This window comes from Streptomyces sp. NPDC087901 (assembly GCF_044742205.1).
Lineage (GTDB): Bacteria > Actinomycetota > Actinomycetes > Streptomycetales > Streptomycetaceae > Streptomyces.
In genome coordinates this window covers 60833-86013 of the sequence record NZ_JBIUUC010000001.1, presented here as the reverse complement: position 1 = coordinate 86013, position 25181 = coordinate 60833, and the positions used below count along the sequence as shown (strand labels likewise).

At 70.3% G+C, this 25181-nt stretch carries 23 protein-coding genes and 1 other RNA gene; 3 read left to right on the top strand and 21 right to left on the bottom strand.

Translation table 11 applies throughout. The features are described 5' to 3' along the window. From ACIOEW_RS00340 to ACIOEW_RS00330, 3 genes are all read right to left on the bottom strand, one after another. On the bottom strand, positions 1 to 1308 hold the full coding sequence (locus tag ACIOEW_RS00340; RefSeq protein ID WP_401960051.1) for an extracellular solute-binding protein: 1308 nt from the start codon (positions 1306 to 1308) through the stop codon (positions 1 to 3). Positions 1309 to 1537: 229 nt separating this feature from the next. Beyond that, positions 1538 to 1831 (bottom strand): DUF3039 domain-containing protein, encoded by a 294-nt coding sequence (locus tag ACIOEW_RS00335; protein WP_362543450.1) that lies wholly within the window; start codon positions 1829 to 1831, stop codon positions 1538 to 1540. A 29-nt stretch (positions 1832 to 1860) separates the two neighbouring features. Next, a complete protein-coding gene (locus tag ACIOEW_RS00330; protein WP_362543453.1) occupies positions 1861 to 2421 on the bottom strand; it encodes a YqgE/AlgH family protein in 561 nt (186 codons plus the stop codon). Positions 2422 to 2696: 275 nt separating this feature from the next. On the opposite strand from ACIOEW_RS00330, the gene murA reads away from it, so the two are divergent. Continuing rightward, complete coding sequence (gene murA, locus ACIOEW_RS00325; protein ID WP_030922987.1) at positions 2697 to 4037, top strand: UDP-N-acetylglucosamine 1-carboxyvinyltransferase; 1341 nt, start codon at positions 2697 to 2699, stop codon at positions 4035 to 4037. 128 nt (positions 4038 to 4165) lie between these two features. On the opposite strand, the gene ACIOEW_RS00320 is transcribed toward murA, so the two are convergent. The 6 genes from ACIOEW_RS00320 to ACIOEW_RS00295 all read right to left on the bottom strand — a co-directional run bounded on the left by ACIOEW_RS00320 (position 4166) and on the right by ACIOEW_RS00295 (position 11331). After that, on the bottom strand, positions 4166 to 4447 hold the full coding sequence (locus ACIOEW_RS00320) for an HU family DNA-binding protein (protein WP_003968811.1): 282 nt from the start codon (positions 4445 to 4447) through the stop codon (positions 4166 to 4168). A 363-nt stretch (positions 4448 to 4810) separates the two neighbouring features. Then, positions 4811 to 6244, bottom strand: a complete 1434-nt coding sequence (locus tag ACIOEW_RS00315; protein ID WP_362543456.1) for an NAD-dependent malic enzyme — start codon at positions 6242 to 6244, stop codon at positions 4811 to 4813. A 415-nt stretch (positions 6245 to 6659) separates the two neighbouring features. Then, the gene (locus ACIOEW_RS00310; protein ID WP_401960046.1) at positions 6660 to 9038 is read right to left on the bottom strand and encodes a HelD family protein; all 2379 of its coding nucleotides are present in this window, start codon (positions 9036 to 9038) and stop codon (positions 6660 to 6662) included. A 130-nt stretch (positions 9039 to 9168) separates the two neighbouring features. Then, positions 9169 to 10035 (bottom strand): anti-sigma factor family protein, encoded by an 867-nt coding sequence (locus tag ACIOEW_RS00305; protein WP_401960044.1) that lies wholly within the window; start codon positions 10033 to 10035, stop codon positions 9169 to 9171. Then, positions 10032 to 10619 carry a sigma-70 family RNA polymerase sigma factor gene (locus ACIOEW_RS00300; protein WP_266779397.1) on the bottom strand — a complete coding sequence of 196 codons (588 nt, stop codon included), beginning with the start codon at positions 10617 to 10619 and terminating at the stop codon, positions 10032 to 10034. The genes ACIOEW_RS00305 and ACIOEW_RS00300 overlap by 4 nt, the downstream gene beginning before the upstream one ends. An 88-nt stretch (positions 10620 to 10707) precedes the next feature. Next, positions 10708 to 11331, bottom strand: a complete 624-nt coding sequence (locus tag ACIOEW_RS00295; protein ID WP_401961468.1) for a CGNR zinc finger domain-containing protein — start codon at positions 11329 to 11331, stop codon at positions 10708 to 10710. A 114-nt stretch (positions 11332 to 11445) separates the two neighbouring features. Here ACIOEW_RS00295 and ACIOEW_RS00290 point away from each other — a divergent pair, with 114 nt between their 5' ends. After that, positions 11446 to 11988 carry a GNAT family N-acetyltransferase gene (locus tag ACIOEW_RS00290; RefSeq protein WP_401960041.1) on the top strand — a complete coding sequence of 181 codons (543 nt, stop codon included), beginning with the start codon at positions 11446 to 11448 and terminating at the stop codon, positions 11986 to 11988. A gap of 13 nt (positions 11989 to 12001) precedes the next feature. Here the strand turns inward: ACIOEW_RS00290 and ACIOEW_RS00285 are convergent, their stop codons facing one another. The 11 genes from ACIOEW_RS00285 to ftsE form a co-directional block, all read right to left on the bottom strand. Then, a complete protein-coding gene (locus ACIOEW_RS00285; RefSeq protein WP_362543470.1) occupies positions 12002 to 12586 on the bottom strand; it encodes a GNAT family protein in 585 nt (194 codons plus the stop codon). A 52-nt stretch (positions 12587 to 12638) separates the two neighbouring features. Beyond that, complete coding sequence (locus ACIOEW_RS00280) at positions 12639 to 13781, bottom strand: uroporphyrinogen-III synthase (RefSeq protein ID WP_401960038.1); 1143 nt, start codon at positions 13779 to 13781, stop codon at positions 12639 to 12641. 129 nt (positions 13782 to 13910) lie between these two features. Further along, positions 13911 to 15242: a nitrate/nitrite transporter gene (locus tag ACIOEW_RS00275; RefSeq protein WP_362543476.1), complete on the bottom strand. Its 1332-nt coding sequence runs from the start codon at positions 15240 to 15242 to the stop codon at positions 13911 to 13913. Between the two features lie 144 nt (positions 15243 to 15386). Continuing rightward, entirely contained in the window at positions 15387 to 16622 is a 1236-nt protein-coding gene (locus ACIOEW_RS00270; protein WP_401961465.1) for an acyltransferase, read from the bottom strand. 179 nt (positions 16623 to 16801) lie between these two features. Beyond that, positions 16802 to 18931, bottom strand: coding sequence for a glycosyltransferase (locus ACIOEW_RS00265; protein WP_401961460.1), 2130 nt, complete (start codon positions 18929 to 18931; stop codon positions 16802 to 16804). Positions 18932 to 18997: 66 nt separating this feature from the next. After that, entirely contained in the window at positions 18998 to 19681 is a 684-nt protein-coding gene (locus tag ACIOEW_RS00260) for a hypothetical protein (protein WP_401960035.1), read from the bottom strand. A 365-nt stretch (positions 19682 to 20046) separates the two neighbouring features. Further along, positions 20047 to 20434: a transfer-messenger RNA gene (ssrA, locus tag ACIOEW_RS00255) on the bottom strand. A 122-nt stretch (positions 20435 to 20556) separates the two neighbouring features. Next, on the bottom strand, positions 20557 to 21045 hold the full coding sequence (gene smpB, locus ACIOEW_RS00250; RefSeq protein WP_362543481.1) for an SsrA-binding protein SmpB: 489 nt from the start codon (positions 21043 to 21045) through the stop codon (positions 20557 to 20559). A gap of 18 nt (positions 21046 to 21063) precedes the next feature. Next, positions 21064 to 22251: a S41 family peptidase gene (locus ACIOEW_RS00245; protein ID WP_401960032.1), complete on the bottom strand. Its 1188-nt coding sequence runs from the start codon at positions 22249 to 22251 to the stop codon at positions 21064 to 21066. 68 nt (positions 22252 to 22319) lie between these two features. Beyond that, positions 22320 to 23237 (bottom strand): permease-like cell division protein FtsX, encoded by a 918-nt coding sequence (ftsX, locus tag ACIOEW_RS00240; RefSeq protein WP_362543487.1) that lies wholly within the window; start codon positions 23235 to 23237, stop codon positions 22320 to 22322. Between the two features lie 23 nt (positions 23238 to 23260). Next, entirely contained in the window at positions 23261 to 23950 is a 690-nt protein-coding gene (gene ftsE / locus ACIOEW_RS00235) for a cell division ATP-binding protein FtsE (protein WP_024489199.1), read from the bottom strand. Between the two features lie 279 nt (positions 23951 to 24229). Here ftsE and ACIOEW_RS00230 point away from each other — a divergent pair, with 279 nt between their 5' ends. Then, positions 24230 to 24430, top strand: coding sequence for a hypothetical protein (locus tag ACIOEW_RS00230; protein WP_362543490.1), 201 nt, complete (start codon positions 24230 to 24232; stop codon positions 24428 to 24430). 144 nt (positions 24431 to 24574) lie between these two features. Here ACIOEW_RS00230 and ACIOEW_RS00225 read toward each other — a convergent pair. Further along, the coding region (locus ACIOEW_RS00225) for an LPXTG cell wall anchor domain-containing protein (RefSeq protein WP_401960028.1) at positions 24575 to 25181 on the bottom strand (607 nt) is incomplete at its 5' end.

Here is a 25181-nt window from a genome sequence, read left to right as displayed (position 1 = left end):
TCAGCCCGCGTCGGCGAACGCCGCGTCCATCTTCTTCGCCGCGTCGTCCGAGGCCTTCGCCACGTCCTTACGACCGCTGACGATCTCCTGGAACATCGTCGGCAGGATCAGCGAGGAGTCGATCTGCCCCCACGCCGGCGAGGCGGGGACGAACCTGGCGCCGGCGCCGAGCGTCCTGACGAACGGTTCGACGAACGGCTCCCGCTTCGCGGCATCGGCCCGCACGTCCGTGTAAGTCGGCAGGAATCCCATCGCGTCGAACATCTTCGCCTGGGTCGCCTTGCCGGTGAGCGCCTTCATCAGGTCGACGGCCAGGGTGCGGTGCGTGCTGCTCTTCAGTACGCCGATGTTGTTGCCGCCCGCGAACGCCGGGGCGACGGAGCCCTCGGCCACTCCCGGCAGCGGCACCACGGCGTACTTCCCCTTCACCGTGCCCGCCTCGACCGCCGTGTGGCTGAAGTCGCCGCCGATGGCCATGGCGGCCTTGCCTGCGGCGAAGGCGGTGACGGTCGCGTTGCCGCCCATGGCGGCGCACTTGGCGGCCGGGCAGTTGGTGTCACCGAAGAGCGAGGTGTAGGCCTCGATGCCCTTGCGCGCCTTGTCGCTGTTGATGGCGGCCTTGTACGAGGAACCGCTCCCGTCGGCCAGTTCGCCGCCGTTGGCCCAGAGGAACGGCATCGCGCCGTAGGTGTAGGCGCCGCCGACCGCGAGCCCGTACAGGTCCGGCTTCTCCTTGTGGATCTTCTTCGCCGTGGATATCAGCTCGGCCTGGGACTTGGGGGCCTTGATCCCCAGCTCCGCGAAGACGTCGGTGCGGTAGTACAGCGCCCGTACGCCGACGAAGAGCGGCGCCCCGTAGACCTTGCCGCCGACCGTCACGGACTGCCTTGCGGTCGGGTCTGTGTCCTTGGCCTCGTCCCAGGCGGCGAACTCCGCGCTCACGTCGGCCAGTCCGCCGTCCTTGACGTAGCCGGCGGTGTCCGTGTTGCCGTACTCGATGAGGTCCGGGGCGCTCTTGGGGTCGTTGAACGCGGCCTTGACGCGCTGGGCTCGGGTCTCGACCGGGATGTACTCGATCTCGACCTTCGCGTCCTTGTGGGCCTTCGCGAAGCCGGCGACGGCGGCGTCGACGACTTTCTCCTTGGGCTTGTTGCCGACCTCCTGGAACAGCCAGACGCGCAGCGTGCCGGTCTTCTCGTCCCCCTTGGCGCCGGTGTCGGAGGTCTGCGGCGCACCGCAGGCGGTGGCGGTCAGGCCGGCCAGCACAAGGGCCGCGGCCGGGGCGGCAATTCGGGCAGAAAGCTTCATCCGGGAACCCCTACCGGTAGGCGTTGCAGCATATGCAACGCTCGTTTCGTTCTGCACAACTTGCAGGAGGGTAGGTCCGGACCATGCTGCCGACAAGTGGTCTCAACCACTCTGTGACCGACGGACGCAGCCCGCGCGACGCCGCCGGGGCCGCACAACGAAAAACCCCCGGGGCACGCACCTGCGTGCCCCGGGGGTTCTCCCGGGCTGTTCGGTGGTGCGGGTGGGACTACTGCTTGTCCTTGCCGCCCTTGCCCTTGTCCTTGTCGCCGCCGGCGCCCATGGACTCGTAGATCTCCTTGCACATGGGGCAGACCGGGTACTTCTTGGGGTCGCGCCCCGGTACCCAGACCTTGCCGCACAGTGCGACCACGGGGGTGCCCTCCAGGGCACTCGCCATGATCTTGTCCTTCTGGACGTAATGGGCGTAGCGCTCGTGGTCGCCGTCGCCGTTCGACACCTGTGGTGTCGGCTCCACGAGGGTTCCGGTGCCTGACCCGCGCTCGGGCTCAAGAGTGCTCATAACCGCCAAGCGTACTGAAAGACCGGGCATCAGTTCAGCGAAGGGTCGTCCGGATACGTGGCGATCATGGCCAGTTCGCTGCGCTGACGGCGCAGGACCGCCCGCCAGAGGCTTTCCGGGCGCGGCGAGGAGACGTCACCCGGTTCCGACTCGACGACGAACCAGGCGCCCTCGGCCAGCTCCGCCTCCAGCTGGCCGGGGCCCCAGCCCGCGTAACCGGCGAAGATCCGCAGTGAGCCGAGGGCCGCGGCCAGCAGTTCCGGGGGCGTCTCCAGGTCCACCAGGCCGATCGCCCCGTACACCCGGCGCCAGCCCAGGGGGCCCTCGTCGCCGGGGATCACCGCCACACCGAGCGCCGAGTCCAGCGAGACGGGGCCGCCCTGGAAGACGACGTCCGGCTCGCCGGTCAGCTCGGCCCAGGACGCGAGGATGTCCCCGACGCCGACCGGGGTCGGGCGGTTCAGGACCACACCGAGCGAGCCCTCCTCGTCGTGGTCGAGGAGCAGCACCACCGCGCGGTCGAAATTCGGGTCGGCGAGGGCGGGTGCGGCCACGAGCAGTCGCCCTGTGAGCGAGGACACCTCCGTCATGGCAGAAATGATCCCGCATCTTCGGCGTTCGCGGGGGCCAAGTGACCTCCTCGTCGCCCAGGGTGCCCGAGCGCAGCTCAGGGCGCACGGGTGCACAAGGAGCGCACGGCCTGACGGCCGATCCGGACGGTAACCCTCCGCAAGATCTGAGGAGCACAGCGTGTTGTGGCGGATTCATGACGTTCGCGCACCCCCCGCTCTCTTATGGAAGGGGGGTGCCTGGCCATTACCCTTTCGGTTGGCCCCCTGCCCGACCACTCCGGAACGCGAGATTCATGACCGGCACAGACGATGTCCTGCTTGTCCACGGCGGAACCCCGCTGGAGGGCGAGATCCGCGTCCGAGGCGCCAAGAACCTGGTGCCGAAGGCAATGGTCGCCGCGCTGCTCGGCAGCGGGCCCAGCCGACTGCGCAACGTGCCCGACATCCGCGATGTGCGGGTGGTGCGCGGGCTGCTGCAGCTGCACGGTGTGACGGTCCGTCCGGGTGACGAACCGGGTGAGCTGATCCTCGACCCCACCCATGTCGAGAGTGCGAACGTCGCCGACATCGATGCCCACGCGGGCTCGTCGCGCATCCCGATCCTCTTCTGCGGCCCGCTGCTGCACCGGCTGGGCCACGCGTTCATCCCGGGGCTCGGCGGCTGCGACATCGGCGGCCGGCCTATCGACTTCCACTTCGACGTGCTGCGCCAGTTCGGCGCGACGATCGAGAAGCGGGCGGACGGCCAGTACCTGGAGGCCCCGCAGCGGCTGCGCGGCACCAAGATCCGGCTGCCGTACCCGTCGGTCGGCTCCACCGAGCAGGTGCTGCTGACCGCGGTGCTCGCCGAGGGTGTCACCGAGCTGTCCAACGCGGCCGTGGAGCCGGAGATCGAGGACCTCATCTGCGTGCTGCAGAAGATGGGCGCGATCATCTCCATGGACACCGACCGGACCATCCGGATCACCGGTGTCGACCGTCTCGACGGCTACACGCACCGGGCGATCCCGGACCGTCTGGAGGCCGCCTCCTGGGCGTCCGCGGCGCTGGCGACCGAGGGCAACATCTACGTCCGCGGCGCTCAGCAGCGTTCGATGATGACGTTCCTGAACACCTTCCGCCGGGTCGGCGGTGCCTTCGAGATCGACGACGAGGGCATCCGCTTCTGGCACCCGGGCGGCGCTCTCAACGCCATCGCGCTGGAGACGGACGTGCACCCCGGCTTCCAGACCGACTGGCAGCAGCCGCTGGTCGTGGCCCTGACGCAGGCCGCCGGTCTGTCGATCGTGCACGAGACGGTGTACGAGTCGCGGCTCGGCTTCACCTCGGCGCTCAACCAGATGGGCGCGCACATCCAGCTCTACCGTGAGTGCCTGGGCGGCAGCGACTGCCGCTTCGGCCAGCGCAACTTCCTGCACTCCGCGGTCGTCTCCGGGCCGACGAAGCTGCAGGGCGCCGATCTGGTCATCCCGGACCTGCGCGGCGGTTTCTCGTACCTGATCGCCGCCCTGGCGGCCCAGGGGACGTCCCGGGTGCACGGGATCGACCTGATCAACCGCGGCTACGAGAACTTCATGGACAAGCTGGAGAAGCTCGGCGCGAAGGTGGAGCTGCCGGGCGGTTCACTGGTCTGAGGACACGTCCCGGGGGCCCGCGCCCCCGGGACTGTGCCTCTGAAGGCCCGGAACGGCGTTCTGCGGCCCGTACGCCAAAGGGCGGCCACCCTGGTCGGGGTGACCGCCCTTCGTCGTACCCAGGGGTGTTACTTGCCCTTGGCGGCTTCCTTGAGCTTCGAGCCCGCGGAGACCTTCACGCTGTAGCCGGCCGGGATGTTGATCGGGTCGCCGGTCTGCGGGTTACGAGCGGTGCGAGCGGCACGGTGGGTGCGCTCGAAGGTCAGGAAACCGGGGATGGTGACCTTCTCGTCGCCCTTGGCGACGATCTCACCGACGGTCTCGGCGAGCGCGGCCAGCACGGCGTCGGCGTCCTTGCGAGTCACCTCGGCGCGGTCGGCCAGGGCGGCCACCAGCTCACTGCGGTTCATGTTGTTACTCCCGTGTTCTTCTTGCCTGTGAGGCGTGAGATCGAAGCCGATGCTGCCAGGGCCCTCGGACAGTTCCCGGACCCGGGTCTGTCCTAAGAGGATCCGTAACCGGACCCTCTTAACCTCGCGCCCTGTGGGGTCTCCCCTGGACGTAGTCCTGAGGAAGCATCCTGCCCCCACCTGCGGCGGGAAAGCCAATCCGGCACCCTCCGGAGTCACACGAAAGGCACCACTGCCTCGTCGTGGTGACGTTCCGTCGACTCCCCGAAAGCGGTCCGCAGCGGATGCGGGGCTCTGTGGGACGCGTCGCCCGCCCACCCTAAAGGGGCGTTTGGGGCGCCGCGACCCGCGACGCGCCGGATATCAGACGGACGTGGGGCCCGTCACAGCCGCGCCGGCCGCCTTCGCGGCCTCCCGGACGGCTCCCGCGACCGCTCCGGCGACCTTGTCGTTGAAGACCGACGGGATGATGTAGTTCGCGTTCACCTCGTCCTCGGCGACGACGTCGGCGAGGGCGCGCGCGGCGGCGAGCATCATCTCCGTGTTGACGGTGCGGGACTGGGCGTCCAGCAGGCCGCGGAAGACGCCGGGGAAGACCAGGACGTTGTTGATCTGGTTGGGGAAGTCCGAGCGGCCGGTGGCCACAACCGCCGCCGTCTGACGTGCGATTGCCGGGTCGACCTCGGGGTCCGGGTTCGCAAGCGCGAACACGATCGCACCGTCGGCCATGGCCGCGACATCGTCGCCGTCCAGCACGTTCGGGGCCGACACGCCGATGAAGACGTCGGCGCCCACGACGGCCTGCTTGAGGGTGCCGGTGACGGACTCGGGGTTGGTGTTGTCGGCGATCCAGCGCAGCGGCGAGTCGGCGTCGGCGGAGACCAGGTCCTCGCGGCCGGCGTGCACCACACCGTGGATGTCGGCGACGACCGCGTGCTTGACGCCTGCGGCGATGAGCAGCTTCAGAATGGCCGTACCGGCCGCTCCGGCACCGGACATGACGACCCGTACGTCCCCGATCCCCTTGCCCACCACGCGCAGGGCGTTGGTCAGGGCGGCCAGGACGACGATGGCGGTGCCGTGCTGGTCGTCGTGGAAGACGGGGATGTCGAGGGCCTCGCGCAGCCGGGCCTCGATCTCGAAGCAGCGCGGCGCGGAGATGTCCTCCAGGTTGATGCCCGCGAAGCCGGGGGCGATCGCCTTGACGATCTCGACGATCGCGTCGGTGTCCTGGGTGTCCAGGCAGATCGGCCAGGCGTCGATGCCGGCGAAGCGCTTGAAGAGGGCCGCCTTGCCCTCCATCACGGGGAGGGCGGCCATCGGGCCGATGTTGCCGAGACCGAGCACCGCGGAGCCGTCCGTCACGACTGCGACGGAGTTGCGCTTGATCGTGAGGCGCCGGGCGTCCTCGGGGTTCTCGGCGATCGCCATGCAGACCCGGGCCACACCCGGGGTGTAGATCATCGAGAGGTCGTCACGGTTACGGATGGGGTGCTTCGACTGCATCTCGATCTTGCCGCCGAGGTGCATCAGGAACGTACGGTCGGACACCTTGCCGAGGATGACGCCCTCGATGTCGCGCAGGCCTTCGACGATCTCGTCGGCGTGCGACGTGGAGGAGGCGGCGATCGTGACGTCGATCCGCAGCTTGTCGTGGCCGGAAGCGGTCACATCGAGGCCGGTGACCGAGCCGCCGGAGGACTCCACGGCCGTGGTGAGCTGGGAGACCGCTGTGCCGCTCGCGGGCACCTCCAGCCTGACCGTCATCGAGTACGAGACGCTGGGCGCCGTTGCCATGGCCGAGTCCTTCGCTTTCCTTAGCTTCATTGCTATACGTGGCCGGATCTGTCGCTGCCGGACACGCCTTCCGATATTCGCACCTACCGACGAGTAGCCGGTAATGACTGCCGCTCTTCGGAAAGAGTTTTCCACCATACGAGACATGGCGGGTCCGGCGGAACCCCCGTCGGACCCGTAAACAGAAACAGACCCGCGTCACCGGAGGGTGACGCGGGTCTGTCTTCTTCAGTTGAACGGCACCGACCCGCCATGCTCGCCTCGCGGCAAGTGGTCGCTCGAAGCGACTAAGGTTGGGCCCGGGGGCTTGGATCGAGCCGGTGCCGACTCCAGGCTAACAAACACCCCGGAGAAGTGATTCCCCCAGCGCAGGCTGACCGTGAAAAGGCTCCGCGCCCCCGCCGCCCGGGGCCCGTCAGTCCCTGAGCAGGTCCGGCACCCCGTCCTCGTCGGGCAGGTCCCGCTCCCCCGAGACGACCGTCAGCTGCTGGGTCGCTCGTGTCAGCGCCACGTACAGCACCCGCAGCCCCGCCGGGGACTCGTCCGCGATCTCCGCGGGCGAGACGACCACCGTCGCGTCGTACTCCAGGCCCTTCGCCTCCAGGCTGCCCAGCGCCACCACGCGCTCGCCGAGCTCCGCGAGCCACCCACGGGCCTGCGCCCGCCGGTTCATCGCGACGACGACACCGACCGTGCCGTCCACCTCGCCGAGCAGCCGCCGCGCCTCCTCGCGCACGGCGCCGGCCAGATCGCCGTCCCGCACGGTCGCGAAGCGCGGCTTCACGCCCGTGGAGCGGACCGCGGCCGGTGACTCCATGCCCGGCATCGCGAGCGCCAGGACCTTGGCTGCGAGCTCGGCGATCTCCGCCGGGTTGCGGTAGTTGACGGTCAGCGTGAAGTTCCGGCGCGGGCGGCTGCCCAGCGCCTCGTCACGGGCCGCCGACGCCTCGTCCGGATCGGACCAGGAGGACTGCGCCGGGTCCCCGACGATCGTCCAGGTGGCGTGCCGGCCGCGGCGGCCGACCATCCGCCACTGCATGGGCGTGAGGTCCTGCGCCTCGTCGACGATGACGTGCGCGTACTCCGTGCGCTCCGCCGCGAGCCGCTCGGCCCGCTCCCACTGGGTCTCCTCGCGCTGCGGCATCAGCTCCTCCAGCCCCGTGAGCTGGTCCAGCGGATCGAACTCGCGCTTGCGCTTGGGCCGGTTCGGCGTGCCGAGCAGCGTCTGGAGCTCGTCGAGGATGGCCACGTCGTGGACGGAGAGCGGCCCGCGGCCCTCCGCGTCCAGCCGCTTCAGGGAGCGCGCGAACCGGCGCACCTCGCCCTGATTGAGGGTCCGGCGTGCCCAGCGGCCCAGCCGCTTCTCGTCGGCCATCGCCGCGAGCACCCCGCGCGGGGTGAGCTCGGGCCACCAGGCGTTCAGGAACTCGATGAAGGGAGTCTCGGTCGAGACGTCCTCGTCGAACGACGAGCGCAGTTCGGCCGCGAGCTCCTGATCGGTGTAGCGGCCCCGGCCCGACGACCTGCTCCACAACGCGTCGAGCAGCAGTTTGCGGGCGCGCGGGCGCAGCAGGTTGACCGGTGCCGTGCCGCTGAGCACGTTGTTGCGGATGCGCCGGAGCTCGTCCTCGTGCAGCTCGACGCGGGCGCCGAAGGCCACCACCCTGAGCCGGGTGGGCGTCCCGGCCTCCTGAGGGGCCTCGTCGGCCTCTCCGAACGCCAGCTGGCCCTCCTGGGCCGCCGGGCGCGGCACGGGCTGTTCCAGCGCCCCGCGGGCCGCCTTGCGCAGCACGTGGAGCATCCGTGAGGAGCCCTTGATCCGCGCGACGGCCGGTTCGTCGTAGGTGGTGGCGCCCTCGGTGCCGGCCGCCTCGTCGGACAGGGAGCCGACCGCACGGATCGCGACCTGGCCCTCCTCGCCGAGCGAGGGCAGCACGCCCTCGGTGTACGCGACCAGCAGCGGCGTCGGCGAGACGACGAGGATGCCGCCCGCGTACCGCCGCCGGTCCTGGTAGAGCAGGTACGCGGCACGGTGCAGGGCGACCGCGGTCTTGCCGGTGCCGGGACCGCCCGAGACCTCGGTGACCGAGGCGGCGGGCGCCCGGATCACCAGGTCCTGCTCGGCCTGGATGGAGGAGACGATGTCCCGCATGGTGTGGCTGCGGGCCTGTCCGAGCGCCGCCATCAGCGCGCCGTCCCCGATGACCGGGAGCTTCTCGCCCCCCAGGAACGCGGTCAGCTCGGGCCGCATCAGGTCGTCCTCGACCCCGAGGACCCGGCGGCCCTTGGAGCGGATGACCCGGCGGCGTACCACCCGGCCCGGTTCCTTCGGCGTCGAGCGGTAGAACGGTGCGGCCGCCGGGGCCCGCCAGTCGATGACCAGCGGCGCGTAGTCGGCGTCGAGGACCCCGATCCGGCCGATGTGCAGCGTCTCGGCGATATCGGCGGTGCTGTCCTCCCGTACGACGTCGTCGGCGGGTTCGACGGAGGTGAACGCGCCGTCCGGGCCGCGCTCACCGTCCTTGCCGAGCAGCAGGTCGATCCTTCCGAAGAGGAAGTCCTCGAACTCGCTGTTCAGCCGGTTGAGGTGGATTCCGGCGCGGAACACCTGGGCGTCACGTTCGGCGAGCGCACCCGGTGTACCCACCTGGCCCCGCTTGACGGCGTCATTCATGAGAAATTCCGCCTCGTGGATCTTCTCCTCGAGGCGGTGGTAAACACGGTCGAGATGTTCCTGCTCGACACCGATTTCCCGGTCCCGCAACGAATCGACAGCGGCATCCTGCGCGGCCACCGAGGCCCCTTTCTGACGTGCATTGGGCAGCCGTCAACCCTATGCGAAGGGGGGCCGTCGCGCACCTGCCGCAGGCATCGATCTTGCGCTCCGGGATATCGATTGCGTGTCGGGGAACATGCGGGCCCCCTCAGACGCCGACGCTCACCAGCCGTTCACCGTCGAACGTACGGACCTCGAAGTGGTCGATGTCCGCCCGCGCCATGGCCGCGCCGCCGTGGACGTAGAGCGGGTACCTGGCGGTGGGGTGGGTGGAGTCCGTGATGCCGTATCCCCATTTCGGAACGGACCAGGAGGTGACGACCTCCTCCTCACCGGTCTTCGAGACGGCGATCAGCCTGCACTTCTGCGGGCCCTTCACGTTCTTCAGCTCCAGCACGGTGTGCGTGCCCCAGGCCTTCGGCTCCATACCGACCGTGGCGTCGACCGCGGTGACCGGGTCGGTCGCCTGCGCCTTCTCCTTCATGTGGTGGAAGAAGGCGTCCTCGGCGGGGCTGGTGGGGTGCGGGTCGGCCGCCTCCACGCTGCTCGTGCCGCCGCCGGTGGCCATCACCGCGACCACCGGGCCGCCGATGATCAGCGCCGCTGCCGCCGCCATCAGATATCTCCCGCGCCGGGTGCGCCGGGCGCGCTTGGCCGCCACTTCGTCGACCAGGGTGTCGAGCACCCGGGGCGCGGGCGGCGTCGGAACGTGCGGGACCGGGCGGGCGCCCGGCACGGAGGCCGGGGACTCGGCGAGCATCGCAAGCATCGGCTCCATCCCGGCGAACTCGTCGAGGTGGGCGGCGCAGCGGGCGCAGCGGGCCAGGTGCGCCTCGAAGGCGGCGGCCTCGGCCGGGTCCAGGATGCCCAGGACGTACGCGCCCGCCACGTCGTGCCCGGAGTCGTCCACGGGGCCGCCGTGGCCGCCGGTGGCGGCGGGGGCGGGGGCTGCGGCAAAGGGGTCGGGGGGACCGGCCGGCCGGGGTCCGAAGGGCTCCCATTCCTGGTCGCTCATGCCGTGATCCCCCTCTCTTCGAGTGCGAGCTTCATCGAGCGCAGTGCGTAGAAGACCCGGGACCGCACCGTGCCACTGGGGATACCGAGCACCTCCGCCGCCTCGTTGACCGTACGGCCCTTGAAGTAGGTCTCGACCAATGCTTCCCGGTGGGCCGGGGTCAAATCGTCGAGTGCGTCCGAGAGCGTCATCAGCCACAGCGCCTTGTCGATCTCGTCCTCCGCGGGAATGACCTCCAGTGGCGACGGGTCGACCTCGTGCGGCCGGGCCTGCCGGCTGCGGTGGCCATCGATGACGATGCGCCGGGCGACCGTCACCAGCCAGGGCCGGACGGAACCGGTGGCCCTGTTGAGCGAACCGGCGTTCTTCCAGGCACGGATGAGCGTTTCCTGCACCACGTCCTCGGCGCGCTGTCGGTCGCCGGCGACGAGGCGGAGCACGTACGCGAGCAGAGGTCCGGCATGTTCGCGGTAGAGCGCCCGCATCAGCTCCTCGTCGGGGACGGCGGAGGGTGACGGGGGCGGCCCACTGCGATGCCGGGCCCTGTGCGGACGGTCATCGGCCACGGCCGCATCCTTGCGCACACGAACCTCCCGGTCGAGACCCTGTCGAGCTCCTTGGCCTTCGATACGGGGATGCGGGGCGATCCATTCAATGCGCGTCCAAGATTCTTTACGGCTCCGGGGTCTCCCGTTGCGGGAGGGCGCCCGCCGGGTCCGTGTGGCGCCGGCGGTGCCGGGCGACGCGTTCGCGGTTGCCGCAGACCTCGCTGGAGCACCAGCGCCGGCGCCGGCCGCGTGAGGTGTCCAAGTAGACGCGGCGGCAGTGGTCCGCCTCGCAGCGGCGCAGCCCGGCCAGGGCGACGGGGTCGGTGAGGAGGTCCACCGCGTCCCGCGCCACGGCGGCGAGCAGCGCCCCGCAGCCGGGTTCGGTGCTCAGGCCGCGTACCAGGGCGCCGTTCCCGGCGCGCACGGCGCACAGGCCGGGCGGGGCGGCGGCGGCGAGCGCGTTGACGCACTCCAGGGCGCCGTCCGCTGCCCGCCCGCCGAGCTGCGCGGTCAGCAGCCGGTCCACGGCGCTTCTCAGCTGCCGGAACCGCACGAGCCAGTGCTCGTCGACGCCGTCGAGCCGGGTGCCGCGCGGTACGGCCCCGGCGGCCACCAGCCAGTCGGCGAGCCCCTCGGACCGGTCCAGCGGGTCGGCGGCGGCCGGGCTCCCGGCCGCCGTCACGACCAGGTCCAGGCAGAGCCGCCCGGAGTCGAACCGCCAGTCGTACGAGCCCTTGCGCGCCGCCATGCGCATGCCACCGCCTCGGGTCCGGTCGCCGTCCCCACCAGAGTGCCCCGCGCGGCCGCCGGCCGTAACCCCTGCCGCGCGGACCCGCGACAACTGCCCTCCTACGATGACCTGATGGATGATCACCTGCGCAACGAGCGCCTCCGAGCCGGCTCCCTCGTGCTCCGCCCCTGGCTCCCGGGCGACCTCACGGTCCTGCTCGACGCGTACCGCGACCCGGCGATCCAGGCGGGGTCGCGCGCGCCGGTGGCGGACGAGGAGGCGGCGGCCCGCTGGCTGCATGACCAGGAGGAGGGCCGGGCTTCCGGGCTGCGCCACAGCTTCGCCGTGGTGGACACGGCGCTCGGGGACGGGCCGGTCGGCAACGTCGTCCTCGTGCACCCCGCGCCGGGGTCCGGTCCGGCCGAGGTCGGCTACTGGACGGCGGCGCACGCCCGCGGCCGCTCCATCGCCCCGCAGGCCCTCGAAGCGCTCACCGGCTGGGCGTTCACGGCGTTCGCCGGGGACGGACTCGTCACGCTCGACCTGCTGCACGAGGTGGACAACGAGGCATCGTGCCGGGTGGCGGAGAAGGCCGGATACGGCTTCGTGGAAGTGCTGCCCGCGCGCCCGCCGTGGCCGCGGGAGATCCACCGCCACGCGCACCGGGCGGACTGACGCGACAGCCGCCTCAGGCTCCGGACCCCGCCGGGTTCCCGGTCACCGGGCCGTCGTGCAGGATGCGCTGGAAGAGCCGGTGGTCGCGCCACTCCCCGTTGATGTGGAGATAGCGCGGGGCCACGCCGAACTCCTCGAAACCGCACTTGGCGAGCACCCGCTGCGACGCCGCGTTGTCCAGCACCGTACCGGCCTCGACCCGGTGCAACCGCAGCTCGTCCCGGGCGAGTTCGCAGATCAGCCGCACCGCGGCGGTGGCCAGCCCGCGCCCCGCGAAGTCCACGTCGACCCAGTAGCCGAGGGTGGCGCTGCGAAACGGCCCGAGCACCACGCCGTTGAGGCTGAACGCGCCGATCGCCCGGTCCTGCGCGTCGCAGAGCACCCAGGGCATGGCACGCCCCGCGTCACGGTCCGCCAGCGCACCCGCCAGCCGCTCGCGCTGCCCCTCCTCGGTGTAGAAGGCATCGGGCCGCACGGGCTCCCAGGGCCGCATGTACGTACGGCTGCGGGTCAGTGATCCGGCGAGGGAGCCTGCGTCGGCAAGGGCCGCGGGGCGCAGCCGCACCCCGGCGTCGACGCGATGGGTGTCACTACTCATCCGTCCACCGTAACCGCAGGTCGCAGCGGTCCGCCTATGGATTTGGCAGCGCTCAGGAGTCGGCGTACTTGGCGTCCGATGCCGGGTCCAGGGCCAGCCGGTAACCGCGTTTGACCACCGTCTGGATCAGCCGGGGCACCCCGAGCGCCGTGCGCAGCCGGGCCATCGCCGTCTCCACCGCGTGCTCGTCCGTACCGCTGCCGGGCAGGGCGCGCAGCAGATCGGCGCGGGCCACCACCCAGCCCGGCCGGCGGGCCAGAGTGTGCAGCAGGGCCATGCCTGCGGGCGGCACCGCACGCAGTTCGTCGTCGACCAGGACCGCGTGGCCGCGGATCTCGACCCGGTGACCGGCGACGGGCAACGTCCTTGCGCGGGAGGGCAGTTCGCGGCAGACCAGCTGAACGAGCGGGCCGAGCCGGAAGCGTTCCGGCTGGGCGGTGTCGATGCCGCGGTCCTGCAAGGGCAGTGCGGTGACCGGTCCGACGCAGGCCGAGAGGACGTCGCCCTGCAGGGCGCCCATCAGTTCGGTCAGCAGCCCGCGTTCCTCGGCCCGGCGCAGCAGGGAGACCGCTGCCGGGGCGCTGGTGAAGGTGAGCGCGTCCAGACCGCGGGCGACCGTGATGTCGATCAGCCGGTCGAGGGGGGCGATGTCCTCGGGCGGCATCCAGCGGTAGACGGGGACGCCGATGACCTCGCCGCCGGCCGCGCGCAGCGACTCCACGAATCCGGGGAGGGGTTCGCCGTGCAGCTGGAGGGCGATGCGGCGGCCCTCGACGCCCTCCTCCAGGAGCCGCTCCAGGACCTCCGCCATGGATTCGGACGCCGGTGACCAGGTCTCGGTCAGCCCGGCGGCGCGTACCGCCCCCTTGACCTTGGGGCCGCGGGCCAGCAGTTCGACCCCGCGCAGAGTGTCCAGCAGTTGTTCCCCGATGCCCCAGCCGTCGGCGGCCTCGATCCAGCCGCGGAAGCCGATCGCCGTGGTCGCGAGGACCACATCCGGGACGACGTCGATGAGTTCCTTGGTGGCGGCGAGCAGTTCGCTGTCGTCGGCGAGCGGCACGATGCGCAGAGCGGGCGCGTGCACCACGGTGGCGCCCCGCCGCCGCAGCAGCGTGCCGAGCTCGTCCGCCCGGCGCGCGGCGGTGACACCGACCGTGAAACCCGCGAGGGGCCCGTGCTGTTCGTCGTCGTGCATATGGTCTACCCGGCTCTCGTCCCGCTGCTGCTCAATGGTGCGGAGGGCCGAGCCTGCCAACGAACCATGACAGGCTCGGTTCACCCATATTTCCCGCCCGTTACGTCACCCGACATCGCAAGGTCATCATCACACCTCGGCGTAGCTGAGCTGGGGCTTCGCCGGGACGGCCGCGGTGCGGCGAAGGTATACCGCCCAGGTGAGTGCGAAACACACCCCGTAGAAGGCCAGGAAGGACCAGAAGGCCGCCGTTCCGGTGCCCGAGGTCTGGAAGGACTGCCGGAAGGCGAGGTTGATGGCGAGCCCGCCGAGCGCCCCGACCGCGCCGATGAGTCCCATCGCCGCCCCGGACAGCCGCCGTCCCTGGGCCGCCGCCTCCTCGCCGCGCAGCCCCTGGGCGATCGCCTTGGCGTGGAAGATGCCCGGGATCATCTTGAACGTCGATCCGTTGCCGAGCCCCGTGAGGACGAACAGCGCGGTGAAGCCGATCAGGAACACGGTGAGCGATTCGATGCCGGAGGCGTAGACGACGACACCGGTCGCCACAGCCATCGCGGCGTAGTTCGCCAGGGTGATCCGGGCGCCGCCGTACCGGTCGGCCAGCCAGCCGCCGACCGGCCTGATGAGCGAGCCCAGCAGCGGGCCGACGAAGGTGAGCGAGGCGGCCTGCAGCGGGGTCCGGCCGAACTGGGTCTGCAGGACGAGCCCGAAGGCGAAGCTGTAGCCGATGAAGGAGCCGAAGGTGCCGATGTAGAGCACCGCCATGATCCACGTGTGCGGATCGCGCGCGGCGTCCTTCGCGGCCCCGGTGTCGTTCTGCACGGGCGCCAGGTTGTCCATGAACCTCGCGGCGCACAGCCCGGCGACGACGATCAGCGGGATGTACACGCCGAGCACGATCCGCGGGTGCATGGCGCCCGCGGTCCCGATCACGAGGAGTCCGATGAGCTGCACGACGGGCACGCCGATGTTGCCGCCGCCCGCGTTCAGCCCGAGCGCCCAGCCCTTCTTGCGCAGCGGGAAGAACGCGTTGATGTTCGTCATCGAGGAGGCGAAGTTGCCGCCGCCGATGCCGGTCAGCGCGGCCACGGCCACGAAGGTGGTGTACGAGGTCCCCGGCTCCATCACCATGAAGGCGGTGACCGTCGGCACCAGCAGGGTGAACGCGCTGAACACGGTCCAGTTCCGGCCGCCGAACCTGGCGACGGCGAAGGTGTACGGCACCCGCACCAGGGCACCGACCAGCGTCGCGGTGGAGATCAGGAAGAACTTCCCGGCCGGGTCCACTCCGTACTCCGGGCCCATGAAGAGGACCATCACCGACCACAGGGTCCAGATCGAGAACCCGATGTGCTCGGAGAGTACGGAGAACCAGAGGTTCCGGCGGGCGATCCGCTCGCCCTTCTCCTGCCAGAACGTCTCGTCCTCCGGCTCCCAATGCTCGATCCAACGGCCAGCCATCACGCGCCTCCACGGGTGGTCGGGGTGTTGTCCCCGACGCTAGAGAGCGCGCGTTTCGGTGTGGTGCCGCGAGGTGACCGGTGCGCAACCTTGCTCTCACCGGGCCTGGGGCGGCCCGGTGAGACGGTGGCCGACGACCGCGTTTCAGCGGCTGTGGGCCGACTGCCGCTCGGGCCGGTTCTCTGCCGCGCCCGGCCGCCGGATCCTTTTCGGGGCGCCGTTGGGCCACAGCTGCGGCCGGCGCTTCGCCGCCACGTCCTCGGTCCAGCCGAACGCCAGGATGCACACCGCGATCAGCGCCCAGGCGAAGATCAGGACCGGTACCCAGCTCTCCAGCAGCCAGGGCACGTGCTCGCCGAGGAAGTCGACGGCCCACAGCCGGTCGTACATCGTCGCGGCGACGAGGATGCAGACGTTGTGCCAGAGGTAGATCGTGACCGCGCGTGAGTTGAGCAGCGTGATCGTGGTGTCCCAGGCCTGCAGCCGCTTGGGCCACTGGGTCCAGGACGGGCTGTAGTGCAGCAGGAGCATGACGCAGCCGACCGACCACAGGGCCTGCGCCAGCGGAATGGAGTCCAGGTCGAAACCGGCCCGGAACCCCTCGTGCGAGGCCCACCAGAGCCCCAGCGCGGCTACGACCGGGGCGAGGGACGGCACGATGTACGACGGCAGCCGCTTCAGGATCCCCTCCTGGTGGGCCATCCCGAGCACCCAGCAGGCACCGAACGTACTGAAGTCGGTGATCGCCGAGTCGATGCGCTCCGGGGTGGAGATCATCTCCCTGGACATGACGAAGGCCAGCACCAGAGGGGCGAGCAGGGTCGGCCAGGGCATCTTGCGCAGCCCCCGCAGGATCAGCGGCGACATCAGGACGTACCAGAGGTACGCGCGGATGTACCAGAGGGGCCCGGCGAGGTCGCTTCCCCAGGTCTCGCCCAGGAAGCCGTGGATGCCCGGCAGTTCTTCGGCGAACGGCGGATCGCTGAGCGGAAGGATCCAGAACAGCAGATGGGTCCACCACCAGCCGGGGTGCCCGTCGCTGTCCGGCGCCCAGCCCTGGAGCACCATGCCGGTGACCCCGATCGCGCCGAGCAGCCAGAGCGGCGGCAGCAGACGGCGGACGCGGCTGCGGATCACCTGCGCGGCGGGCCGTTTCAGCGAGCGGGCCATGAGGTTGCCGGCCAGGGCGAACATGACGCCCATCGACGGGAAGACGATCGGCAGCCACGCCCAGCCGGTGAGGTGGTAGAGGACGACGCGGAACAGCGCGAGGGCCCGGAGCAGGTCGAAGTAGCGGTCGCGGCCGGGCTTCCTCGGCCCGGGCACGGGTTCCGCCCCCGGTGTGGCGGAGGCCGGTACGTCCGGGGTCCGCGCCGGCATGTCCCGGGCCGGCGGCACCTGCTGCGGCAACGGCTGCGGCAACGGCTGGGTCCGCGGGCTGTAGGGGTCGTACGCGTTGTACGGCTTGTACGCGTCGTACGGCTTGTACGGCTCGTACGCGTCGTACGGTCCCTGGTTCTCGCGCGGGGCCGATTCGGGCGGGGTGGGGCTGGGATATGTCACGCGACGGGCCTCCGGTCGTTGCTGCGTCCGGTCCCCTGGCTCGGCATGGACCGCGGCGCTTCCACGGCCCCCGTGCGGCGCAGCTTCTGCCAGCGGAGCCGCCCGCCGGTGAGAGCGGTGATCCAGGACTGGAGCAACACCACGTACATGAGCTGCCGGTAGAGAATCTGCTGGAGGGGCAGCGAAAGCAGGTGGGTCATGCGCTCCCGGTCGAGCCGGAAGGCGTACGCGGCGCAGACCGCCTGTACCGCGAGGACACCGAGCCAGGCGACGATCGTCTGCTCGGTGGGGCCGAAGACGAGCCCGTACAGCAGGAAGACGTCGATGAGCGGGGCGAGCAGCGGGGCGACGACCATGAACAGGGCGACGAACGGCAGCCCGACGCGTCCGAAGCGGCCGGACGGGCCGCGCTCGATCACCGCGCGGCGGTGCTTCCAGATCGCCTGCATCGTGCCGTACGACCACCGGTAGCGCTGCGACCAGAGCTGCTGCACGGACTCCGGCGCCTCGGTCCAGGCGCGGGCGTTCTCCGCGTACACGACGCGCCAGCCGTCCCGGTGCAGGGCCATCGTGACGTCGGTGTCCTCGGCGAGGGTGTCCTCGCTCATGCCGCCGATCCGCTTCAGAGCTTCGCGGCGGAACGCCCCCACCGCGCCGGGGATGGTGGGCATGCAGCGCAGCATGTCGTACATCCGGCGGTCGAGGTTGAAGCCCATCACGTACTCGATGTGCTGCCAGGCGCCGATCAGTGTGTCGCGGTTGCCGACCTTGGCGTTGCCCGCGACGGCCCCGACCCGCGGGTCGGCGAAGGGCTGCACGAGCTCGCGGACGGTGGACGGTTCGAAGACCGTGTCGCCGTCCATCATCACGATGATGTCGTGACGGGCGTGCGCGATGCCGTTGTTCAGGGCGGCGGGCTTCCCGGCGTTGCGCTGGCGCACCACCCGGACGTGGCGCAGCCGCATCCGGTCGACCAGGTCCGCGGTGCCGTCCGTGGAACCGTCGTCGATGACGATGACCTCGAGCGGATAGTCGCTCGCCACCAGCGAGCGGACCGTGTTGGCGATGCACTTGCTCTCGTTGTACGCGGGCACCAGGACGGACACCGGGCGGGTGAGCGGCTCGCCCCAGCTGAAGTCCGGTTTGCGGACCCGGCGGGCGTGCGCGAAGGACAGCAGCAGCATCAGGCCGAAACGGGCCAGGACCAGCACTCCGATGACGGCGAGACCCACCACCAGCACATCGGTGATGTGCTCCGAGACCTCCACGGCGGAGACGAACGCCTTGCCCTTCCAGAGCGCGTACCCGGTGACCGGGGTGTGGGCGCTGGGGGCGCCGAGGGCGTCGGTGAGATTGGTGAACTCGTAGCCGCGCTCCTGCATCTTCGGCAGGAACTTCCCCAGGGCGGTGACGGTCTGGGACCGGTCACCGCCGGAGTCGTGCATGAGGATGACGGCGCCCTCGCCGTGCTCGGGAGTGGCACGGTCGATGATCGCCTCGACGCCGGGCCGCTTCCAGTCCTCGCTGTCCGTGTTGTTGACGACGGTGAGGTAGCCGCGGCTGCCGACGTACTGGGTGACCGGCCAGGACTTGTCGTCCATGGCGTCGGCGAACGAGGAGTACGGCGGCCGGAACAGGGACGTACGGATGCCGGCCGCGCCCGCCAGCACCAGCTGGTTCTGGGACAGCTCCCAGTCGATGCGGCTGGTGGACTGGTAGGAGAGGTCGGGGTGGTTGAAGGTGTGCAGCCCGACCTCATGACCCTCCTCGACCATGCGCTCGACCAGATCGGGGTAGCGCGAGGCCATGGTGCCGGTGACGAAGAAGACGCCGTGCGCGTGGTACTTCTTCAGCTCGTCCAGCACCCGGGGGGTCCACACCGGGTCGGGGCCGTCGTCGAAGGTCAGCACGATCCGGCGGTCGGGAATCCGCAGCGTCTTGGCGGGCTCGGTGGCGCTGCGCGCGTCGATGACCGGGCCGCCGTCCAGCACCTGCTCGGGCACCCGGTCGGTGGCCGCCGGTGGCTGGATCCGGTGGTCGGCGTGGATCTCACTGTGCACGTAACCGCGCAGCATCAACATGGCGAGCAGGGCAACGAGGAAGAGGAACGGCAGCATGTAGCGCATGGGGAGTCTGCGCCGCCGGATCTGCTTCCTGCGGCGGTGCCCGACCCGCGGGGCGGGGGTGGTCATCTAGCTGGCGCCTTCTCGCTCTTGCACAGGAGGATCGGGTGTGGTGGCCGGCGAGGTCACGGGGTCCGGGGACGCGATCGTCGGATCGGCGCTCGGCGTCCCCGAGCCGGCGGCCGGTGCGGACGCGGACGTCTCGCCGGCCGGCCCCCCGGCACCGGTGCTCGATGCCGCGCCGGTGTGCTGCGCGGACGGTGAGACGCCGGCCGAGGCGGAGGTTCCGGTCCCCGTGGCCGAGGAATTCCGTGCGACGGCGCCACCGGTGCCGGTCGCGCTCCCCTCGGTCTCCGGAGTGGCGAACGGCAGGACGTCGTGAGTCGCACCAGGTGAGACCAGGGCCCCCGGGGTCTCCGCGAGCGTGGCCGGCGTCCGCACCTCTTCCGCCTGCTGCTGCTCCTCCTGGCCGGAAAGCGGCAGGACGGGCGCGCTGGAGTTGCCTCCGAGCAGGGCGACGACGAGCGTCACCGCGTAACCGACACAGATCGCGGCCAGGACCCAGCCGAGCCGTCGGAGCGTCTTGCTGCGCCGGCCGCTCTCATCGACGAAGACCGGACCGTCGGAGCCTTCCGGAGCGCTGGGTTCCGGGATCAGCTCGGAGAGCTGCCGTCCCAGTCCGTCGAGCTGGATGGTGACTTCGTTCGGCTCATGGGTGTGCCCCGTACGGGCACCTTCACGCCAAGTTTCCACAGTTGTACGCACTTTCCCCACTCAGGACCGGGTGCGCGCAACTGACCGGATCTGTGCCGCCGGACCGGGCCCCCACCCTGTCCGCGTGCGCCCCCCACCACAGTGCACCCGGGCCATGAATGTAGCGCACGCCGACGCCGCTCCGGCCCGCAGGCGGGCGTTGTTCCTCATGAGAGATACATCTGTTTTCGAACCGTGGTGCGGGCACTGCCCCGGGTGGTTCGGTCGCGGGAGCACGACGTGGGAGTGCACGCCGGGGCGCACGCCCCTACGCGCCGGTCGCGGTGCCGCAAGGCCGCAAGGCCGCGGCAACAAAAACGAGGACCCCGCTGCCGGTGGCAGCGGGGTCCTCGTTCACATGGGAATTGTGGAGATGGCGGGAATCGAACCCGCGTCCAACGGTGCGGAACCAGGGCTTCTCCGAGTGCAGTTCGCTACGCTTTTCTCGGCCCCGGAGGTCACGCGAACAAGCCTCCGACAGGCCCAGTCACTGTTTGATTTCCTTCTAGGCCCCGTGACCGGGCTTAGAAGTTTAGATCCCTAAGTGATGCCAGGATCCGGGTCGGGATCAATCCCGGGCTGACACTCCGCAGAGTCTTCGCTTAGCTGCTAATTAGGCAGCGAGGGCGAAGGCGGAGGAATCGCGCTTTGAAGTGGCGATTATTGTTTGCGACATATGGTTTACGAGATCATTGTCGCTTCCTCGACTCGCTTCCCCTGCCTCGACATCCGCTGTCGAAACCGATCATCCCCATGTTGATTTTTCAAAGGTGGTACACACCCCGTGGGGTGCAGTGCCATCGTACGTGACCAACGCACGACGATGCCAGCCTATTCCTGCCGCACCGGCCGGCAGCCACTGGCGCGGGGTGCGCTCAGGCGCTCCGCTGGCGGCGGCGGGCCGCCGAGATCGCCCGGTTCGTCTCCCTCGTGTCCTGCTTCTCGCGCAGTGTCTGCCGCTTGTCGTACTCCTTCTTGCCCTTCGCCAGCGCGATCTCGACCTTGACCCGGCCGTTGGTGAAGTACAGGGCGAGCGGCACGATCGTGTGCCCGGTCTCCTGCGACTTCGACTCCAGCTTGTCGATCTCGGCCCGGTGCATCAGCAGCTTGCGCTTGCGCTTGGCCGAGTGGTTGGTCCAGGTCCCCTGGACGTACTCGGGGACGTGGATGTTGTGCAGCCACGCCTCGCCGCCTTCGATCTGCACGAAGCCGTCCACCAGGGAGGCCCGGCCCATGCGCAGAGACTTGACCTCGGTGCCCATCAGCACGAGGCCGCACTCATAGGTGTCGAGGATGGTGTAGTCGTGGCGCGCCTTCTTGTTCTGCGCGACCATCTTGCGCCCGGTGTCTTTTTCCTTAGCCATAGTGCGGCCATTTTCGCACTACGACCCACCCCCGAGGCCACTCAATACCGTCTCGGCCCGCTGCTGGGCCCGTGCGCTCACCGCGAGGTCCGGGGTGATGCCGTGGCCGTCGACGCTCCGGCCCGCCGGAGTGCGGTAGTGCCCCACGGTCAGCTCGGCCACGGAGCCCCCCGCGAGCCTGCTCGGCATCTGGACCGACCCCTTGCCGAAGGTCCGCGAACCGACCGTGACCGCCCGGCCCCGGTCCTGCAGCGCGCCGGTCAGGAGCTCGGCCGCGCTCATGGTCCCGCCGTCGACGAGGACGACGACGGGCCGCTCGGTGTCACCGCCCGCCTCGGCGTACAGGGCACGCTGCTCGCCGTGCACGTCGTACGTGGCGACCAGGCCGCCGTCCAGGAACGCGGAGGCGGCCGTGACGGCCTCGGTGACGAGTCCGCCGGAGTTGCCGCGCAGATCCAGCAGCACACCGGCGCCCGCAGGCGCCCCCAGGACCGCGTCGCGGACCGCGTCGCCGGATCCCTTGGTGAACGAGTCGACCTCGATCAGTACAGCTGCGGAGGAATCGGTCCGGTCCGGTCCGAGCCGCTGCACGGAGACGGTCTCGGTGGCGAGACGGGCCCGCCGCAGCGTCTCGGTCCGGGTGACGGAGCCCCGCTGGACGCCCAGCACGACGGTGGTCCCGGCGGCCGCGCCGGTGCGGTCACCCCGCAGCAGCGCCACGACGTCGGAGACCGGGCGCCGGTCGACCCGGCTGCCGTCGACCGTGCGCAGCACATCGCCCGCACGGATTCCGGCTCCTTCGGCGGGACTGCCCGGCTGGACCCGGGCGACCGCGACCAGCCCGTCGGCGGAGCGTCTGGCGGCGATCCCGACGCCCGTGTACGAGCCGTCGAGGGCCTGCTCGAACTCCTGGTACTCCCGCTCGTCGTAGACCGCGCCCCAGCGGTCCCCGCTACGGCTGACGGCCTCCTCGGCCGCCTCCGTGCCCGACTTGCCGTCGGCCACGGCCTCGGCTGCGGCGTCGGCCACCGCGTCGCGGTCGGCGGCCGCGGCGACGGACCGGGTCTCCACCTCGGCGCCCCGCCCGTCCCCGCGCGGCAGCGCCCCGGTCGCGGCGGCCGTGGCGAGCACACTCGCGAAGACCAATGTCAGGGCCGCCCCGCGGCGAAGACCGCGGGGCCCGACACGACACTCGGGGCCCGGCATGGCGCCGAGTCTAGGACAACGCCCTGTGGGCGCACGGCCCGTTGGCCGCGCGCCGCACAGGGCGCTTGTCACACCTTGAGGTACTTGCGCAGTGCGAAGAGAGCGGCAACTGCGGGCATCAGCAGCCCGATCGCCAGGACCAGCGGGAGCTTGGTGAGGACGGCCTCCCAGCCGATGAAGTCGATCAGATTCAGCTTGTCCTGGAGGGCGAGACCGCCGTCGATCAGGAAGTAGCGCCCGGCCAGCAGCATGACGCAGGCCAGTACGCCGCCGATCAGGCCGGCGAACGCGGCCTCCATGATGAACGGCATCTGGATGTAGAAGCCGGAGGCACCGACGAGCCGCATGATGCCCGTCTCCCGCCTTCGGCTGAACGCGGACACCCGGACGGTGTTGACGATCAGCATCAGGGCGATGACGAGCATCAGCGCCATCACGAAGAGCGCGGCGACGTTCATACCGTTCATCAGACCGAAGAGGTTGTCCAGGATGCTTCTCTGGTCCTGGACCGACTGCACCCCGTCACGCCCCGCGAAGGCCGTGGCGACGACCTTGTACTTCGTGGGGTCGTGCAGCTTGACGCGGTAGGACTCCGGCATCTGGTCCGGCGTGATGTTGCCCGCCATCGGGGAGTCGCCAAACTCCTCCTGGTAGTGCTTGTACGCCTGGTCGGACGACTCGTAGATCACCGTGTCGACGACGTCCATCTTCCTGAGATCGGCCAGGATCTCCTTCTTCTGCGGGTCGGTGACCGCACCCTTGGCGCACTGGACCACCGTCTCCGCATCCCCCTTGCCGCAGAGGTAGATGGAGACGTTGACCTTGTCGTACCAGTAGTCCTTCATCGTGCTGACCTGCTCGCGCATGAGCAGCGCGCCACCGAACAGGGCAAGCGAGAGGGCGACGGAGACGACGACGGCGAAGGTCATCGTGAGGTTGCGACGGAGGCCGACGCCGATCTCCGACAGGACGAACTGGGCGCGCATGGCGTCCTTTCAGTGCTGGGTGCTCAGTGCTGGTAGCCGTAGACGCCGCGCGCCTGGTCGCGTACGAGACGGCCCTGCTCGAGCTCGATGACGCGTTTGCGCATCTGGTCGACGATGTTCTGGTCGTGGGTCGCCATGATCACGGTGGTGCCGGTCCGGTTGATCCGGTCCAGCAGCTTCATGATCCCGACCGAGGTCTGCGGGTCGAGGTTGCCGGTCGGCTCGTCCGCGATCAGCAGCATGGGCCGGTTGACGAAGGCCCGCGCGATCGCCACGCGCTGCTGCTCACCACCGGAGAGCTCACCGGGCATCCGGTCCTCCTTGCCGCCGAGACCGACGAGGTCGAGGACCTGCGGGACCGCCTTGCGGATCTCACCGCGCGGCTTGCCGATCACTTCCTGGGCGAACGCCACGTTCTCCGCGACGGTCTTGTTGGGAAGGAGGCGGAAGTCCTGGAACACCGTGCCCAGCTGGCGGCGCATGTGCGGCACCTTCCAGTTGGACATGCGCGCGAGGTCCTTGCCGAGGACGTGGACCATGCCCTGGCTGGCGCGCTCCTCGCGGAGGATGAGACGCATGAAGGTGGACTTGCCGGAGCCGGAGGAGCCCACCAGGAAGACGAACTCACCCTTCTCGATATCGAGAGACACATCCCGTAGAGCGGGACGGCTCTGCTTCGGGTAGGTCTTGGAGACGTTGTCGAATCGGATCACGGATGCACCACGGTCGGCCGGGAGTAGGTGAGCGTGACCATACGCGAACCGGGCTCAGGCGTGCAGGCGCGCGTACCGGGATGGGTGATTTACGGTGAAACGGCAGCGGTCGGGCTCCCCCGGCAGGGGACCGGACCGGGAACGGAGCGGGAGGTATCCGGCGGGCCGCGCCGAAATCCCTGCGAGCTGGCACAGTGGTAGGGGGAACGGTTGCGTTTCCGTGAGCGTTGTGCGGAGAGAAGGCTTGTGCGGCTCCGCCGCGCGGGAGGAGGAAAGCGCATGACCTATGACCGATTGGTGTGCGCGAACTGCGCGGCGCCCGTGAACGAGGGGCGCTGCCCCGTATGCCGGGCCAGCCGTGCCCGTATGCAGCAGGAACAGGAGCAGGGGCCGTTCGCCGGCATCAGCCCGGCGATGCTGATCGCCCTGATGGTGGTGCTGCTGGCCGCGCTGGCGTTGCTGGCGCACCAGACCGTGTAGCGCACCTGCTGTCCGCCCGCCCGCCCTTTTGCCGGGCCGGCAAAACGTTCGTCCTCGAACGCGCTGACAGACGCACAGGGGCCCCGGATACCGATCGGTATCCGGGGCCCCTGCTCACGTACGCGTACGTACCGCTGCTGCCCGTCAGGCGGCGGTGCGGCCGTTCATCAGGCGCGGGAGGATCCGGAAGCCGACGCCTCCGGCGATCATCGTCGCGGCGCCGACCAGGAGGAACGTGGTCTCGGCGGCACCGGTCTCGGCGAGCTCGTCCTTGCCCTTGCCCTGCTCGACCGGCTGGTTGCCGACCGAGTCGGTGTCGGTGTTGTCCGCGCACTCGGCACCGTCGAGGGAGACGGTGCAGGTGTCGGTTTCACCGGTGGTGGAGCCGGTGGAACCGGTGGTGGAGCTGCCACCGTCGGTGCCGCCGTTCGCACCCGCGTTGGCGCCCGCGTTGCCACCGTTGCCACCGTTGCCACCGGCGTTGCCACCGTTGCCACCGTTGCCACCGTTGCCACCGGCGTTGCCACCGTTGCCACCGGCGTTGGCGCCGGCGTCCGCACCCGCGTCAGCGCCGGCGTCAGCGCCAGCATCCGCACCGGCGTCAGCGCCAGCGTCGGCACCGGCGTCAGCACCAGCATCCGCGCCCGCGTCAGCACCAGCATCCGCACCGGCGTCAGCGCCAGCGTCGGCACCGGCGTCAGCACCAGCATCCGCGCCCGCGTCAGCACCAGCATCCGCACCGGCGTCAGCG

Excerpts from the sequence above, each read along its gene's own strand:
- ACIOEW_RS00340 (WP_401960051.1), bottom strand. The coding sequence starts at position 1,308 with ATGAAGCTTTCTGCCCGAATTGCCGCCCCGGCCGCGGCCCTTGTGCTG.
- ACIOEW_RS00335 (WP_362543450.1), bottom strand. The coding sequence starts at position 1,831 with ATGAGCACTCTTGAGCCCGAGCGCGGGTCAGGCACCGGAACCCTCGTG.
- ACIOEW_RS00330 (WP_362543453.1), bottom strand. The coding sequence starts at position 2,421 with ATGACGGAGGTGTCCTCGCTCACAGGGCGACTGCTCGTGGCCGCACCC.
- murA (WP_030922987.1), top strand. The coding sequence starts at position 2,697 with ATGACCGGCACAGACGATGTCCTGCTTGTCCACGGCGGAACCCCGCTG.
- ACIOEW_RS00320 (WP_003968811.1), bottom strand. The coding sequence starts at position 4,447 with ATGAACCGCAGTGAGCTGGTGGCCGCCCTGGCCGACCGCGCCGAGGTG.
- ACIOEW_RS00315 (WP_362543456.1), bottom strand. The coding sequence starts at position 6,244 with ATGGCAACGGCGCCCAGCGTCTCGTACTCGATGACGGTCAGGCTGGAG.
- ACIOEW_RS00305 (WP_401960044.1), bottom strand. The coding sequence starts at position 10,035 with ATGAGCGACCAGGAATGGGAGCCCTTCGGACCCCGGCCGGCCGGTCCC.
- ACIOEW_RS00295 (WP_401961468.1), bottom strand. The coding sequence starts at position 11,331 with ATGGCGGCGCGCAAGGGCTCGTACGACTGGCGGTTCGACTCCGGGCGG.
- ACIOEW_RS00290 (WP_401960041.1), top strand. The coding sequence starts at position 11,446 with ATGGATGATCACCTGCGCAACGAGCGCCTCCGAGCCGGCTCCCTCGTG.
- ACIOEW_RS00285 (WP_362543470.1), bottom strand. The coding sequence starts at position 12,586 with ATGAGTAGTGACACCCATCGCGTCGACGCCGGGGTGCGGCTGCGCCCC.
- ACIOEW_RS00280 (WP_401960038.1), bottom strand. The coding sequence starts at position 13,781 with ATGCACGACGACGAACAGCACGGGCCCCTCGCGGGTTTCACGGTCGGT.
- ACIOEW_RS00275 (WP_362543476.1), bottom strand. The coding sequence starts at position 15,242 with ATGGCTGGCCGTTGGATCGAGCATTGGGAGCCGGAGGACGAGACGTTC.
- ACIOEW_RS00270 (WP_401961465.1), bottom strand. The coding sequence starts at position 16,622 with ATGCCGGCGCGGACCCCGGACGTACCGGCCTCCGCCACACCGGGGGCG.
- ACIOEW_RS00265 (WP_401961460.1), bottom strand. The coding sequence starts at position 18,931 with ATGCGCTACATGCTGCCGTTCCTCTTCCTCGTTGCCCTGCTCGCCATG.
- smpB (WP_362543481.1), bottom strand. The coding sequence starts at position 21,045 with ATGGCTAAGGAAAAAGACACCGGGCGCAAGATGGTCGCGCAGAACAAG.
- ACIOEW_RS00245 (WP_401960032.1), bottom strand. The coding sequence starts at position 22,251 with ATGCCGGGCCCCGAGTGTCGTGTCGGGCCCCGCGGTCTTCGCCGCGGG.
- ftsX (WP_362543487.1), bottom strand. The coding sequence starts at position 23,237 with ATGCGCGCCCAGTTCGTCCTGTCGGAGATCGGCGTCGGCCTCCGTCGC.
- ACIOEW_RS00230 (WP_362543490.1), top strand. The coding sequence starts at position 24,230 with ATGACCTATGACCGATTGGTGTGCGCGAACTGCGCGGCGCCCGTGAAC.